Below are 14,508 nucleotides of genomic sequence, written 5' to 3'. Positions count from 1 at the left end.
CCTTAGGTGCACTTGCGTCCTTCACGCGGACTGTGCATCTTCCCCAATGTAAGCGGATGGGAGCCGCTTACAGCCGTCAGGCAAGAGTACCTCTTGGGAGGAGGTCTCACAGAAAACGCATCGCTCAAGCGATGCCGGTGGGAACGTGAGGGACAATGAACGACGTCATTTTGGCGGCTGAAAACCTGACCAAGGAGTTCAAGGGCTTCGTCGCCGTGGACGGTGTGAACCTTCGGGTCCGCCGCGGTCAGATTCACGCCTTGATCGGCCCGAACGGGGCCGGCAAGACGACCTGCTTCAATCTTCTGACCAAGTTCCTGTCGCCGACGCGCGGCACGATCACCTATGGCGGCAAAGACATCACGGCGATGTCGTCAGCCGATATTGCGCGGCTTGGTCTTGTTCGCTCGTTCCAGATCTCGGCGGTGTTTCCGCATCTCACCGCGCTGGAAAACGTCCGCATCGCCTTACAGCGGCGGCGTGGCGACAGCTTCGATTTCTGGCGCTCACAGAAAATCCTGTCGCGCTTCGATGAAGAGGCGCTGAGCCTGCTTGCCGAAGTGGGGCTTTCGGAGTTCGCCAATACCTCGGCGAGCGAACTGTCTTATGGTCGCAAGCGCGCGTTAGAGATCGCCACCACGCTGGCGCTCAACCCGGAAATGCTGCTGCTCGACGAGCCGATGGCCGGCATGGCGCAGGCTGATGTCGAGCGCATCACGGCGCTGATCCAGCGCATTTCGGCAAACCGCACGATCCTGATGGTGGAGCACAACCTGTCCGTAGTCGCAACCTTGTCGAACACGATCACGGTTCTGGCGCGCGGCAAGGTTCTGGCGGAAGGCGATTACGCTACCGTGTCCCAGGATCCGCGTGTCGTGGAAGCTTATATCGGAGCCGGTCATGGCTGATGCTGCCCTTGCAACCCGCCCTGAGACCGCATCGATCAGCGATGCACTGCTGACGGTTCGTGACCTCGAAGCTTGGTATGGCGAAAGCCACGTGCTGCACGGCATCAATTTCGATGTGCGCGCCGGCGAGGTGGTGACGCTGCTTGGCCGCAACGGTGCGGGCAAGACCACGACGCTGAAGTCGGTCATGGGGATGATCCCGAAGCGCAAGGGCTCGATCACCTTTGAAGGCAAGGAGTTGATGCACTCGCCGGCCCGCTATGTCGCGAAGGCCGGCATTGCGATCTGTCCGGAAGAGCGCGGCATCTTTTCGTCACTGTCGGTCGAGGAAAACCTGATGTTGCCGCCCAAAGTGCGCGAAGGCGGCTTGAGCGTCGAGCAGATCTTCGAACTCTTCCCGAACCTGAAGGAGCGGCTTTCGAGCCAGGGCACAAAGCTTTCGGGCGGCGAGCAGCAGATGCTGGCGATCGGCCGTATCCTGCGCACCGGCGCCAAGCTTCTTCTGCTCGACGAACCGACCGAGGGATTGGCTCCGGTGATCGTGCAACAGATCGGCCATACGATCTCGCGGTTGAAGAACGAGGGCTTCACGATCGTCCTGGTGGAGCAGAACTTCCACTTCGCGGCTTCGGTCGCCGATCGCCATTACATCGTGGAGCAGGGGCGCACGATCGACATGATCGAGAACAGCGATCTCCAGGCCAATGAGGGGAAGTTGCACGCCTATCTCGGTGTTTGACTACGCAAAATAAGGCGAAAACGCCAATATGGAGGAGAATGGAATGAAGAAAACAGGGTTTCTGATTGCCAGCCTTGCCGCGACTTTGTTCGCGAGCACGGCATTCGCGGACGTGGCTGTCAAACTCGGCGTGCTCAATGACCGCTCGGGGGTTTACTCCGATCTGGCCGGCGAGGGCTCGGTGGTCGCGGCGCAGATGGCGGTTGAGGATTACAAGGCTGCCGACAAGGGCATCACCGTCGAGATCATCTCGGCCGATCACCAGAACAAGCCGGACATCGCCTCCAACATCGCGCGCCAGTGGTACGATCAGGATGGCGTCGATGTCATTCTCGACGTGCCAACGTCATCAGCGGCGCTGGCCGTTGCCGAGATCACGCGCGAAAAGAACAAGGTCTTCATGAATTCCGGCGGCGGTACGTCGGATCTCACCGGCAAGGCCTGTTCGCCGAACACCATCCACTGGACCTATGACAGCTGGCAGCTCGCTCATGGCACCGCAAGCGCCATTGTCGCCAATGGCGGCAAGAGCTGGTTCTTCGTCACTGCCGATTACGCTTTTGGCCAGGCCATGGAGCGAGACGCCAGTGAGGTAGTGAAGGAAGGTGGCGGCGAGGTCCTAGGTTCGGTGCGTCATCCATTCCCTGGAACGGATTTCTCGTCCTATCTCCTCCAGGCGCAATCCTCTGGTGCGCAGGTCGTCGCCTTTGCGAATGCCGGCGGCGACACGGTTAACTCCGTGAAGCAGGCTTCGGAATTCGGTCTGGCGCAAAGCGGACAGCAGCTGGCCGGTCTTCTGGTGTTCGTCAACGATGTGCATTCGCTTGGCCTGCAGACCGCGCAAGGGCTAATGCTGACCGAGAGCTTCTATTGGGATCTGAACGACGAGACCCGTGCATGGTCGGCGCGGTTCGAAGAAAAGATGAAGAAGAAGCCATCGATGGTTCAGGCCGGCGTGTATGCCAGTGTGCTGCATTATCTGAAGGCGGTGGAAGCGCTGGGCGACAAGGATCCGACAAAGGTCCTGGCCAAGATGAAGGAAATGCCGACCGACGATATCCTGTTCGGCAAGGGCATGATCCGGGCCGACGGTCGCAAGATCCACCAGTCCTACCTCTTCAAGGTCAAGAAGCCGGAAGAATCCAAGGGTGAGTGGGATCTTTATGATCTGGTTTCCACCATCCCGGCCGAGCAGTCCTTCCGTCCGCTGGACCAGGGCGGCTGCTCGCTCGTGAAGTAAACGGATCGCTTTCGCCGCGCTCGGTCATAACCGGCGCGGCGTTACCTTACCGCGCAGGATCGTTGAATGTTCGAGCTTCTGGGTATTCCGCCACAGGCCTTGTTTGGGCAGTTGCTGCTCGGCCTGATCAATGGCGCCTTCTATGCAATTTTGTCACTCGGCCTCGCCATCATCTTCGGCCTGCTGAACATCATTAATTTTGCTCATGGTGCGCAGTACATGCTGGGGGCGCTCGCTTCCTGGGTGCTGCTCAATTATTTTGGCATCAACTATTGGTGGGCTCTGCTTCTGGCTCCGATTGTCGTCGGCATCCTCGGCGTGATCCTCGAGCGCTTGCTGATCTCGCGCCTGTACCACCTCGATCATCTTTACGGTCTGCTGCTGACCTTCGGTCTGGCCCTGATCATCCAGGGCCTGGCGCGCAACGAATATGGCATTTCCGGTTTGCCCTATACGATCCCCAGTCAGTTGTCGGGCGGGCAGAACCTCGGCTTCATGTTCCTGCCGAACTATCGCGGCTGGGTTGTGGTGGCGTCGCTTGTTGTCTGCCTGACCACATGGTTCGTGATCGAGAAAACGCGGCTGGGCGCTTATCTGCGTGCTGCCACGGAGAACCCGACGCTGGTCGGTGCGTTCGGTATCAATGTGCCGCGCATGATCACGCTGACCTATGGCTTCGGCATCGCGCTGGCAGCCTTTGCCGGCGTGCTGGCGGCGCCGATCTATTCGGTCAATCCGAACATGGGCGCGGATCTCATCATCGTGGTTTTTGCCGTGGTGGTGATCGGCGGCATGGGCTCGATCCTCGGCTCCATCGTGACGGGCTTCGGACTCGGCGTGATCGAGGGCCTGACCCGTGTCTTTTATCCTGAAGGCTCGTCCGTAGTGATCTTCGTGATCATGGCCATCGTGCTGCTGGTCAAGCCCGCTGGCCTGTTCGGAAGGACCGCCTGATGACCGCACTCACCGAGACTAACGGCGCGACGATGGTTGTGGAGCGCGGCAACGGATCCATGCCGCGCTACCAGATTGCGATCTTCCTCGCCCTTCTGGCTTTATCGCTTGCAGCCCCCTTCTTCCTTTACCCGGTCTTCCTGATGAAGGTGATGTGCTTTGCGTTGTTTGCCTGCGCTCTGAACCTTCTGCTCGGCTTCGGAGGCCTTTTGTCCTTCGGTCATGCTGCCTTCTTCGGCAGCGCGGCCTATGTGTCCGCCCATGCCGCGAAAGTGTGGGGACTGACACCTGAAGTCGCCATCATCCTCGGCACGCTGGCGGCTGTGGTGCTCGGCTTCGTGATCGGCCTGCTGGCGATCCGGCGGCAGGGCATCTATTTCGCCATGGTCACGCTGGCCTTTGCGCAGATGGTCTATTTTGCTGCCTTGCAGGCGCCGTTCACCGGCGGTGAGGACGGTATCCAAAACGTGCCGCGCGGCGATCTGTTCGGCGCAATCAGCATGAGCTCCGACCTGTCGCTGTATTTCGTCGTGCTGGTCATCACCTTCGGCGGACTGCTGGCGATCTATCGCATCATCCATTCGCCATTCGGACAGGTGCTGAAGGCGATCCGCGAAAACGAACCGCGCGCTATTTCACTGGGGTACCGCGTCAACAGCTATAAGCTCGCCGTGTTCATTCTGTCGGCCGGCTTTGCCGGTCTGGCTGGTGCCACCAAGGCCATCGTGTTCCAGCTGGCATCGCTGACGGACGTTTACTGGAGCATGTCGGGCGAGGTGGTGTTGATGGTGCTCTTGGGCGGCATGGGCACCGTGTTCGGCCCGTTGGTCGGCGCGGCAGTGATCGTCACGATGCAAAACTATCTTGCGAGCTTCGGCGCCTGGGTCACGATCATCCAGGGCTGTATCTTCGTGGTCAGCGTCATGCTGTTCCGCGAAGGCATCGTCGGCGTTATCGCCAAGTTGATCCGCCGACCGCTGTGAGCGACAGGCCGGAAGACCAAGGCTTCTACCCGCATCAGCTGTCGGAGAAGCTGCGCTATGGCGACACGGATCGGCAGGGGCACGTCAACAATGCCGTGTTCTCCACGCTGCTGGAATCCGGCCGCGTCGCCATCATCTACGACAAGACCGACAGCCTGGCGGCTGAAGGCTGTGCTTTCGTGATCGCGCGGCTGGAGATCGACTTCCGTGCCGAGCTCGCCTGGCCGGGTGAGGTTGTCGTCGGCACGGCGGTTTCGAAGATCGGGCGGTCTTCCTTTGAACTGACACAGGGTATTTTCCGAGACGGCACCTGTGCTGCACTTTCACGCTCCGTGATCGTGCAGATGAGCGAAGAAAGCCGGCGCTCGCACCCGTTAAGCGACCATGCTCGGGAGGTTCTATCCCGCTTAATACGTAACCTTCCGCAGGCCTAAATTTGAGGCATCTGCCAGCCTGTTGTTTTTGTCAGCAGACTTCTTGTCCATAAAAGTCTTCGACTGGAACAAAGCCAGTTGAGTGTGGTTAGAAGGAGCTACAAATCTGGGGGTTGATCTTGGACGCTGCATTATTCCGTCAACCTGGCTTCGACCGCTCGAATCCCCTTCCACCCCTGATCTGCTTTTCCCACCTACGCTGGGATTTCGTGCTGCAACGGCCGCAGCACCTGATGACGCGCTTCGCCCGGGAACGTACCGTTTTCATCTTCGAGGAATGGATCCCTTGCGACCATCCCTTGCCTTACCTCGAATTCCACCGCTTCCCCGACGATCAGGTGACCGCTGTTCGCCCGCGCCTGCCGCATTGGTGGAGCGAGCCCGAGCGCGAAGCCGGCTTGAAGCGTTTGCTGGATGAAATGCTGGCGCTGACGCAGATCAAGCAGCCGGTCGTGTGGTTCTATACACCGATGATGTTCGGCTTTGCCGATCATGTCGAAGCGTCCGCTGTGATCTATGACTGTATGGATGAGCTATCCGCTTTCCGCTTCGCGCCACCGCGCCTGAAGACGTTGGAAGCTGCTTTGATCAAGCGCGCCGATGCGGTGTTTACCGGCGGCTACAGCATCTATGAGGCGAAGGCCGACCGGCACGACAACATTCATCCGTTTCCATCGAGCGTCGATACGAAGCACTTTGCGCAGGCGCGCGAAGGCAAGCTGGCCGTGCCCGCCGATCAGGCCGGCATCAGCGGACCGCGTCTGGGCTATTACGGCGTCATCGACGAACGCATCGACTTCGAACTGATCGCCGCGCTCGCCAAGGCGCTTCCGAAGTGCTCGATCGTGATGGTTGGTCCTGTGGTGAAGGTTGATCCTGCTCAGCTGCCGCAGGCCAAGAACATCCATTATCTCGGACAACGATCCTACGCGGAACTGCCGGCCTATATTGCCGGCTGGGATGTGGCCTTGATGCCGTTCGCGATCAACGAAGCCACCCGCTTCATTTCGCCAACCAAGACACCGGAATATCTCGCCGGCGGCAAGCCGGTGGTGTCGACGGCGATCCGTGATGTCGAGCGTCATTACGGCGATATCGATGCCGTCACGATTGCGCGCAATCATGCCGACTTCATAGCCGGGTGCGAGCGTGCCTTGACCCTCGAGGGGCGCGACTGGCTGGTTGAAGCCGACGCTTTGCTCGCCACCATGTCATGGGACCAGACCTATGGGCGCATGGCCGCGCTTGTGGAGGAGGCGGTGGCGAACAACAACAGAAACACGACGGCGAGCCGCCTGCCTATCCCGAGCTTAAGGCGCGCCGATCGCTCAAAGCCCTATGACTATCTCATTGTCGGCGCTGGTTTTGCAGGGTCGGTGCTGGCGGAGCGTTTGGCGGCCGGATCGGGCAAACGCGTGCTGGTTTGCGACAAGCGTCCGCATGTCGCCGGCAATGCCTATGACCATTATGATGAGCATGGCGTACTCGTGCATCGCTATGGTCCGCACATCTTTCACACCAACTCGGAAGAGATCTTCGCCTATCTTTCGCGCTTTACCCGGTGGCGCCCGTATGAGCATCGCGTGCTGGCCGATGTCGGCGGCAAGCTGCTGCCGATGCCGATCAACCGCACGACGTTGAACGGCCTTTACGGCCTCGATCTTCGTGATGAGGGGCAGGCAGCCGCGTTTCTCGCCAGCCGGGCTGAGCCGGTTGCCGATATCCGCACCTCCCGGGATGTGGTTGTTTCGGCCGTCGGCACGGATCTCTACGAGACCTTCTTTCAGGGCTACACGCGCAAGCAATGGGGTCTTGATCCCAGCGAGCTCGATAAGGCGGTGACGGCGCGCGTGCCGACCCGCACCTCGATGGATGACCGCTACTTCCTCGACACCTATCAGGCGATGCCGGCGGATGGTTTTACCGCGATGTTCGAGGCCATGCTCGATCATCCCAACATCACGCTGGAACTCGGCGTCGATTTCGAGGAGTTGCGTGCCGAGGGGCTGGCGCCGAAGCTGATCTTCACCGGTCCGATCGACGCTTATTACGGCCATCGCTTCGGGGCGCTGCCGTATCGCAGTCTGCGCTTCCAGCACGAAACGCTCGATCAACGCCGCTTCCAGCCGGTGGCTGTGGTGAACTACCCGGCTGAAACCGTGCCTTATACGCGCATTACCGAATACAAGTATCTGACAGGCCAGGTGCACCCCAAAACCAGCATCAGCTTTGAATTCGCCTGTGCCGAAGGGGACCCGTATTACCCGATCCCGCGGCCGGAGAATCAGGCCCTGTTCAAGCAATACGAGGCGCTGGCACGCGCTGAGCGGGATGTGACCTTTGTCGGTCGGCTTGGCACGTATCGCTATTACAACATGGATCAGGTCGTGGGTCAGGCGCTCGCCACGCATCGCAAGCTGGTAGGAGCAGCCGCGTCAATCGAGGCCGCTCTGTGAACGCCCCTGCTTTCGCGCAAGGGCGGCCTCGCATTGGTATCGTGACCGACAGCCTGGTTCCATCCGGCGTCGGCGAGCACATGCTGACGCTGGCCTGCGCCTTGAGCGAAGGCTTCGAGCCGGTTCTGGCTTTTCCCGATTGCGGCGGCGGTCCGGCCTTTCTGGCGCGAGCGCAGGCGCTTGGGCTGCAGACACATGCGTTGCGATTGGAAGAAGGGGAAGAGGGTATAGCGGATTGGCTGCGGGATGCAGGTTTGTCGCTGGTGCATGTCCATGCCGGCATTGCCTGGGAGGGACACGACCTTGGCCGCGCTGCCCGCAACCTGGCCTTGCCGGTGGTGCGCACCGAACATCTTCCCTTTGTTCTGACGGATGAAGACCAGCGCCGCGGTCACGCGCAGGCCATCGAGCTGGTGGATCGCGTGATCACCGTGTCCGACGCCGCTGCCGCCAGTTATCGCGATGCCGGTTTGAACCACGACAAGATCGTTTCGGTGCGCAATGGCATCGACAAACGCGTGTCGCAGCGCGATCGCGACGAGATGCGCGCGGAACTCGGCGTCGCGTCGGATGCCGCCTTGATGCTGATGATCGCGCGGTTCACGCCGCAGAAGGGGCATGCGGTTTTGCTCGAGGCTTTGCCGATGCTCGGGGAGCGTACGCCTGGTCCATACCAACTGCTGCTGGTGGGCGACGGCTCGGAGCGTGACGGCATCGAAGCAAGGATAGACGAACTTGGCATCCGGCCAAGCGTGTGCTGCTTGGGCGAGCGGCGCGATGTGGCTGATCTGCTTTGTGCGGCCGATCTCGTAATCCTGCCGTCCTTGTTTGAAGGCCTGCCGCTGGTGGTTCTGGAAGCCATGAGTGCTGGCGTGCCCGTTGTTGCAACACGCATTGGCGGCACAATCGAAGCGCTGGGAGACAATCATCCCTGGCTTGCGGAACCGGGCAACGCTGCGTCTCTCGCTGACTGCCTGGCCGATGCGCTGAAGGATGGCACCAAGCGTCTGGCTATGGCCGAGCACCTGCAAGTCCGCTTCCACGACCACTTCACAGCCGCCCGCATGGCTGCCGAAACCGCTGCCGTTTATCGTTCCTTGCTCCCCCTCCAAGTCGCATAGGTAATCCATGGAAAAGACCCGTATCGGCTTCATTGGCGCTGGGGGCATTGCGATGCGCCATCTTGGCGTGCTGCGACAGTTCGAAGATGTCGCGCTGACCGCCTTCGCGGACACGGATTTCGGTCGCGCTGAAGGGCTCGCAAACGAATATGGCGGCCAGGTCTATGCCGATCACCGCGCGCTGCTCGACAGCGAAGAGCTGGACGCCGTTTACATCTGCGTGCCGCCGTTCGCCCATGGCGAGCCTGAGCGCGATGTGATTGCGCGCAAGCTGCCCTTCTTCGTGGAAAAGCCGATCGCGCTTGATCTTGCGACCGGCGAAGACATTGCGGCGAGGGTGAAGGAGGCTGGGATCATCACCGGCGTCGGCTATCACTGGCGCTATCTCGACACGGTCGAGGAAGCGCGCAATCTGCTTGCCGACAATCCCGCGCAGCTGTTTTCCGGCTACTGGCTCGATCAGACGCCGCCGCCCACCTGGTGGTGGAAGAAGGATATGTCGGGCGGTCAGGTCGTGGAGCAGACCACGCATATCATCGATCTCACGCGCTTTATGTTCGGCGAAGTCACGGAGGTGACAGGCCTTGCTTCGCACAAGGTGCGCCCGGACTTCCCCGATCTCGACGTACCGACTGCCAGCACGGCCAGCCTGCGCTTCGCCAACGGCACAATCGGAAATCTTGCTTCCACCTGCCTGCTTCGCTGGGGCCATCGCGTCGGCCTGCACCTCTTTGCAGACGGGTTGGCGATCGAGCTTTCGGATCGCGAGATCATGGTCGACACCGGCCATGGGCGTCCGGTGCGCGGTGCGCATGGTGATCCAGTTTGGCACGAGGATCGCGACTTCATCGATGCCGTGCGTGGCGGCGAGAACCGGATACGTTGTTCTTACGAGGAAGCGCTGAAGACCCACCGCGTGGCGCTGGCCATCGCGCAGTCGGCGGAAACCGGCAAGCCGGTTAGCCTCACCGCCACGAAGGAAGCCTGATATGTCCGACCACCGCACCATTCGCTCGCTCGGCGTCGAGGCTCCAGAACGCGCTTATTTTTTCCAGTATGAGGAAGGTCCGCCGGCGGATGGGCATATCCGCCTCGACGCGCTTTATACCGGCTTTTCGGCCGGGACCGAACTAACCTTCGTCAAGAACACCAATCCCTATCTCAAGTCGCGCTGGGATGGCGGACGAGGCGTGTTCGTCCAAGGCGAGCCGGATGCGCGCTATCCCTTGCCGTTCCTCGGCTATATGGAAGTAGCTCGCGTCAGCGACAGCCGCAATCCGGGCTTCAGCAATGGCGATGTTGTCGCCACCACCTTCGGCCACAAGTCGGGCCACACCGCTGATCCCTTTCATGACCCGCTGTTCACCCTGCCAAAAGAGATCGACCCCAAGCTCGGCGTATTTGTTGCGCAGATGGGGCCGATCGCGGCGAATGGCATCCTGCATGCCGATGCCGAGATGCTCGGCACGACTGTCACGCAGCTCGGTCAGGGCGTTGCCGGTCGGCCGGTTCTGGTGTTCGGCGGCGGCACCGTCGGCCTGATGACGGCGCTGTTTGCAAGACAAGTGGGCGCCTCGGAGGTCGTGGTCGCAGAGCCCTCGGAGTTCCGGCGCAAGATTGCCGAGAAGCTCGGCCTGATTGCCATGACCGAGGAGGATGCGTGGGCTTATGCCAAGGCGCGCTGGCACAATGGCGGCGGCTCGGATCGTGGCGCGGATTTCGTGTTCCAGACCCGCGCGCGTTCGGAAAGCCTGCATCTCGCCATGCGCGCTTTGCGGCCGCAGGGCACGGTGATCGATCTCGCTTTCTACCAGGATGGCGCCAACGGTCTGCGTTTGGGCGAGGAGTTTCACCACAACGGCCTCAACCTGCGCTGCGCCCAGATCAACCGCGTGCCACGCGGCCTCGGCCATCTATGGGATCGTCGCCGCCTGGCCCATGAAACGATCAAGCTGTTGCAGGCGCATGGCAAGGCGATGGCCGAGCACATGATCACCCATGTCGTACCGATCGACGATGCGCCTCAATTCCTCGGCGATCTCGTCGCGAACCGTCCCGATTTCCTGCAGATCGTGTTCGAGTTCCCGCAATGATCGTCAAAGAGGATGGCGAGCCCGTCCGCATCCTCTTCGTTTTTGCGTGGCTGGTTGTCGGCGGCGAGGAAACCGAAATCCGGCTTCTCGCCCGCACGCTCGACCCCTCGCGGTACCGCATCGATGTCGTCGCCTGCTTTCGCAAGGAGGGCATGCCAGAGCAGACGCATCGGCAGCTTGAGGCGCTCGGCGTCGATGTCGATACCGTGCCGTATGACCTCTCCTTCGAGGATACGGTCAGCTATCTCGCGCACAAGGTCCCGAACTACGACATCGTTGTTTCCAGCCAGAACGTCGCCGACATCTATCCGGCTCTTGAGCAGCTGCATCATCGCCCGCCCTTGATCGAGCATGGCGGGCTGGTGTCGGAAGCGCTGGCCGGGCCGAAGCATTTGACGAGCCGCTATGTCGGCGTTTGCCGGTCGATCCGCGACGCGGCTGCATCCAGAATGCCGGAGCGACCCCATCACGCGCTCGAAATCCCGTCCATGGTGGATCTCGACGAGTTCGCCGGCGTGACCCCGGCGCCGTTGCATCAGCAGTTCGGTATGCCCGCGAACGCGCCCTTGATCGGCTGGGTCGGCCGGCTGGACGCCAAGAAGCGTGTCGAGGATTTTATCGAGGCGGCAGCGCTCGTCCACAAGACGCACCCGAACGCGCGCTTTGTCGTGGTGGGTGGGCCGGATGCTTTCATGCCGGATTATGCGGACGCGTTGAAAGCGCGCGCGAAGCGGCTTGGCCTCACAGGCATCCTTCATTTTCTGGGCGACCGTGCAGACATTCCGGCCGTCCTTGCTTCGCTGGATATCTTCACCTGGCTGTCGCGCGGCGAGGGGATGCCGCATGTGATCGCCGAAGCCGGTGCTGCCGGCCTGCCGGTTATTGCAACTGCGGACAATGGTTCGATGCAGCAGATCGAGGATGGCGTGTCCGGCCTCTTTGTCGGGCATGAGAACCCTGCCGAAGTAGCCGCTGCCATGCGGCGGCTGCTCGATAACCCGATTTTGCGTCGCGAACTGGGCTCGGCGCTGCAGCAGAAGGTGCACGCAACCTATAGCACGGATGCCGTGATCCCGCAGTGGCAGGCATTGTTTGAAGCGGTATTGGCGGAACGAGTGCCGGCACCGAAACCGGCCATTTTCCGCTCCTTCCTGCAAGGTGGCTTCGAATGTTCGACGCACCGGCGCGGCGACCATGAGCGGACGCGGCTTGATCTGACAGCCATGACCGGCCATGCGGCCAATGTCGAAGGTGATTATCGCCAGCTCGCCGAGCATCGCATCCGCACGGTTCGGGACGGTCTGCGCTGGCATCTGATCGAAACCAGCCCCGGCCATTACGACTGGTCGAGCTTTCTGCCGATGCTGCGGGCTGCGCGCGATACCGGCACGCAGGTGATCTGGGATCTGCTGCATTATGGCTGGCCGGATGATCTGGATATCTGGACGCCTGCTTTCGTTGACCGCTTCGCCCGCTTTGCGCGCGCGGCTGCGCAGGTGGTGAAAAACGAGACCGGTGACGTGCCGCTCTATTGCCCGGTGAATGAGCCATCCTTCTTCTCCTGGGGTGGTGGTGATGTCGCTTATCTCAACCCGTTTGCACGCGGGCGCGGCTTTGAACTCAAGGCGCAGATGGTGCGGGCGTCGGTCGCTGCCATGCGCGAAGTTCTTCAAGTCGATCCGCGTGCGCGCTTCGTGCATTGCGACCCTGCCATCAATGTTTTGCCGCAAAGTGGCTCTGCACATGACCGACGCGATGCCCAGGGCTGGCACCAATCTCAGTACCAGTCTTGGGACATGATCGCCGGCCGTTCTTGGCCGCAGCTCGGCGGGGAAGAGCGCTTCCTCGATATCGTCGGCGTGAACTATTATTTCGACAATCAGTGGGTGCATGCCGTCGGCCCCATCGATGAGCCCGACCCACGCTACAAACGCTTTCGCCGCGTGCTGACGGAGGTTTATGCCCGCTATGGCCGGCCGATCCTCGTTGCCGAGACCGGCACGGAAGGCGATCGCCGCGCGTCGTGGATGCGCATGATCCTGCATGAAACGGAGAAAGCGCGTGAAGCCGGCGTGCCGGTGGAAGGCATCTGTCTTTATCCCGTGGTGAACCATGTCGGTTGGGATGATGGCCGCAACTGTCCAAGCGGTCTGCTTTCGCTGGAGATCAGCAATGGTCGCCGCCAACCGCATCAGCCGCTTGCGGAGGTTCTGGCGGCGAGCAGGCTTGGGTGATTGACCGGAGATAAGTGGATCGGCGCTTGCTCAACTGCGCGGAAGCAGGGATAAGCGCGGCATCCATCCCGAGGGGTTTTGAGAATTGATACGCCACATCGTCTTCTTCACGGCGGAAGGGCCGGATCGTGTTGCCGAAGTCAAGCGTGGTTTGGCGCCGCTTGGAACGATCCCAGGCTCGCGTGTGTTCGAGATCACTGAAAATCTGCGTGTCGATCTCTACGAGAACAAGATCGACATCGTCGTTTATGCAGAGTTCGACGACGAGGCGGCATTGGCTGCCTACAAGGCGCATCCCACCTATTCCGCAACCACGGCTGCAGTGAAGCCAATGCGTGACATGCGCTTTGCAGCCGATGTCAAAGGTGGTGCTTAGACACCGGCAACGACGCCGAACCATGCGGTGCCTGATGGCGTTAGGATTGCGTTAACCATCTTCCATACTTGTCCGGAACCAGCCATCTGGAACCGCATTGCCTGGATGTGATTTCGGGCCAGTGGATGATGTCTAAAGCGCAACTACAAGAAACACGATTTTCCTGCTGCCGCGACTCCAACGGAGCTTGGATGGTGTGGGATCAACGCGATGGTAGGCCGGCGTGCCTCGGCGGTCTTGGATTGCATAACCTGTCGCATGGCCGAGCAGTTGCCGCTTTCAATATCCTTGAACGGATCTATTCAGCAGGACGCGACGCGCATTCGCTTCGTGCCACGACATTTATCCAGCGCGATGGGCTGTCGACACAGTCTTGACCTTCGGCGGGCCGGAAACTTTGGCGGGATGCCACTCTGGCGCTGGACGAAAAAAGAGGCGGCCTACGCCGCCCCTTGTCCTATAAATCAGGCTCTCAACCCATCGCCGCTTTGTTGACGGTGTCGGACAGCGTCGTGAGGTCTTCGTCGGTCTGGCTTTCTTCCTGAAGGTTCTGGTCGATCAGACCGGCTACGTCCTTCATGCCAAGGGTTTCGGCCCAGCGCTTGAGCGTACCATAACGGGTAATCTCATAATGCTCCACGGCCTGGGCGGACGATATGATGCCGGCATCAAGAGCGGGCATGCCCTTGAATTCGTCCATGATCTCCTCGCCTTCGGAGATGATGCCTTCGATTGCATCGCAGGTCTTGCCCTGCGCGCGCTTGCCTAGGATTTCGAAGACCTGCTGAAGGCGTTCAATCTGACCTTCGGTCTGATCCTTGTGCTTCTCGATTGCAGCTTTCAGCTGATCCGACTGCGCTGCCCGTGCCATTTTCGGCAGCGTCTTCAGGATCTTGCGCTCTGCGTAATAGATGTCTTTGAGCGTATCGTAAAACAGGTCGTCCAGTGTCTTCTCTTTAGCCACGTGTAA

13 protein-coding genes are annotated in these 14,508 nt (G+C 60.6%); 12 read left to right on the top strand and 1 reads right to left on the bottom strand.

The window, feature by feature from the left end:
- Window positions 1-155 precede the first annotated feature (155 nt).
- From JYU29_RS11325 to JYU29_RS11280, 12 genes are all read left to right on the top strand, one after another.
- Entirely contained in the window at window positions 156-908 is a 753-nt protein-coding gene (locus tag JYU29_RS11325; RefSeq protein ID WP_213984891.1) for an ABC transporter ATP-binding protein, read from the top strand.
- A complete protein-coding gene (locus JYU29_RS11320) occupies window positions 901-1,647 on the top strand; it encodes an ABC transporter ATP-binding protein (RefSeq protein ID WP_213984890.1) in 747 nt (248 codons plus the stop codon). The genes JYU29_RS11325 and JYU29_RS11320 overlap by 8 nt, the downstream gene beginning before the upstream one ends.
- A 43-nt stretch (window positions 1,648-1,690) precedes the next feature.
- Window positions 1,691-2,887 carry an ABC transporter substrate-binding protein gene (locus tag JYU29_RS11315; protein WP_213984889.1) on the top strand — a complete coding sequence of 399 codons (1,197 nt, stop codon included), beginning with the start codon at window positions 1,691-1,693 and terminating at the stop codon, window positions 2,885-2,887.
- Window positions 2,888-2,953: 66 nt separating this feature from the next.
- Window positions 2,954-3,841: a branched-chain amino acid ABC transporter permease gene (locus JYU29_RS11310; protein ID WP_213984888.1), complete on the top strand. Its 888-nt coding sequence runs from the start codon at window positions 2,954-2,956 to the stop codon at window positions 3,839-3,841.
- The gene (locus JYU29_RS11305) at window positions 3,841-4,824 is read left to right on the top strand and encodes a branched-chain amino acid ABC transporter permease (RefSeq protein ID WP_213984887.1); all 984 of its coding nucleotides are present in this window, start codon (window positions 3,841-3,843) and stop codon (window positions 4,822-4,824) included. Before JYU29_RS11310 ends, JYU29_RS11305 begins: the two co-directional genes overlap by 1 nt.
- Window positions 4,821-5,258, top strand: a complete 438-nt coding sequence (locus JYU29_RS11300) for an acyl-CoA thioesterase (RefSeq protein ID WP_213984886.1) — start codon at window positions 4,821-4,823, stop codon at window positions 5,256-5,258. Before JYU29_RS11305 ends, JYU29_RS11300 begins: the two co-directional genes overlap by 4 nt.
- 233 nt (window positions 5,259-5,491) lie before the next feature.
- Window positions 5,492-7,714, top strand: coding sequence for a UDP-galactopyranose mutase (gene glf, locus JYU29_RS11295; protein WP_213984885.1), 2,223 nt, complete (start codon window positions 5,492-5,494; stop codon window positions 7,712-7,714).
- Window positions 7,715-7,755: 41 nt separating this feature from the next.
- The gene (locus JYU29_RS18530; RefSeq protein ID WP_431192850.1) at window positions 7,756-8,835 is read left to right on the top strand and encodes a glycosyltransferase family 4 protein; all 1,080 of its coding nucleotides are present in this window, start codon (window positions 7,756-7,758) and stop codon (window positions 8,833-8,835) included.
- Window positions 8,836-8,842: 7 nt separating this feature from the next.
- Window positions 8,843-9,823, top strand: coding sequence for a Gfo/Idh/MocA family protein (locus JYU29_RS18525; protein ID WP_431192849.1), 981 nt, complete (start codon window positions 8,843-8,845; stop codon window positions 9,821-9,823).
- 1 nt (window position 9,824) lies between these two features.
- Window positions 9,825-10,928, top strand: coding sequence for a zinc-dependent alcohol dehydrogenase (locus JYU29_RS18520; RefSeq protein WP_431192848.1), 1,104 nt, complete (start codon window positions 9,825-9,827; stop codon window positions 10,926-10,928).
- The gene (locus JYU29_RS11285; protein ID WP_213984884.1) at window positions 10,925-13,162 is read left to right on the top strand and encodes a glycosyltransferase family 4 protein; all 2,238 of its coding nucleotides are present in this window, start codon (window positions 10,925-10,927) and stop codon (window positions 13,160-13,162) included. Before JYU29_RS18520 ends, JYU29_RS11285 begins: the two co-directional genes overlap by 4 nt.
- An 85-nt stretch (window positions 13,163-13,247) precedes the next feature.
- A complete protein-coding gene (locus JYU29_RS11280) occupies window positions 13,248-13,538 on the top strand; it encodes a Dabb family protein (RefSeq protein WP_213984883.1) in 291 nt (96 codons plus the stop codon).
- 472 nt (window positions 13,539-14,010) lie between these two features.
- Here the strand turns inward: JYU29_RS11280 and JYU29_RS11275 are convergent, their stop codons facing one another.
- Entirely contained in the window at window positions 14,011-14,502 is a 492-nt protein-coding gene (locus JYU29_RS11275) for a YciE/YciF ferroxidase family protein (protein ID WP_213984882.1), read from the bottom strand.
- Window positions 14,503-14,508: the final 6 nt, after the last annotated feature.

The sequence above is a fragment of the Tianweitania aestuarii genome (assembly GCF_018457165.1).
Taxonomy (GTDB): Bacteria; Pseudomonadota; Alphaproteobacteria; order Rhizobiales; family Rhizobiaceae; genus Tianweitania; species Tianweitania aestuarii.
This window is presented reverse-complemented; position numbering and strand designations above follow the sequence as displayed.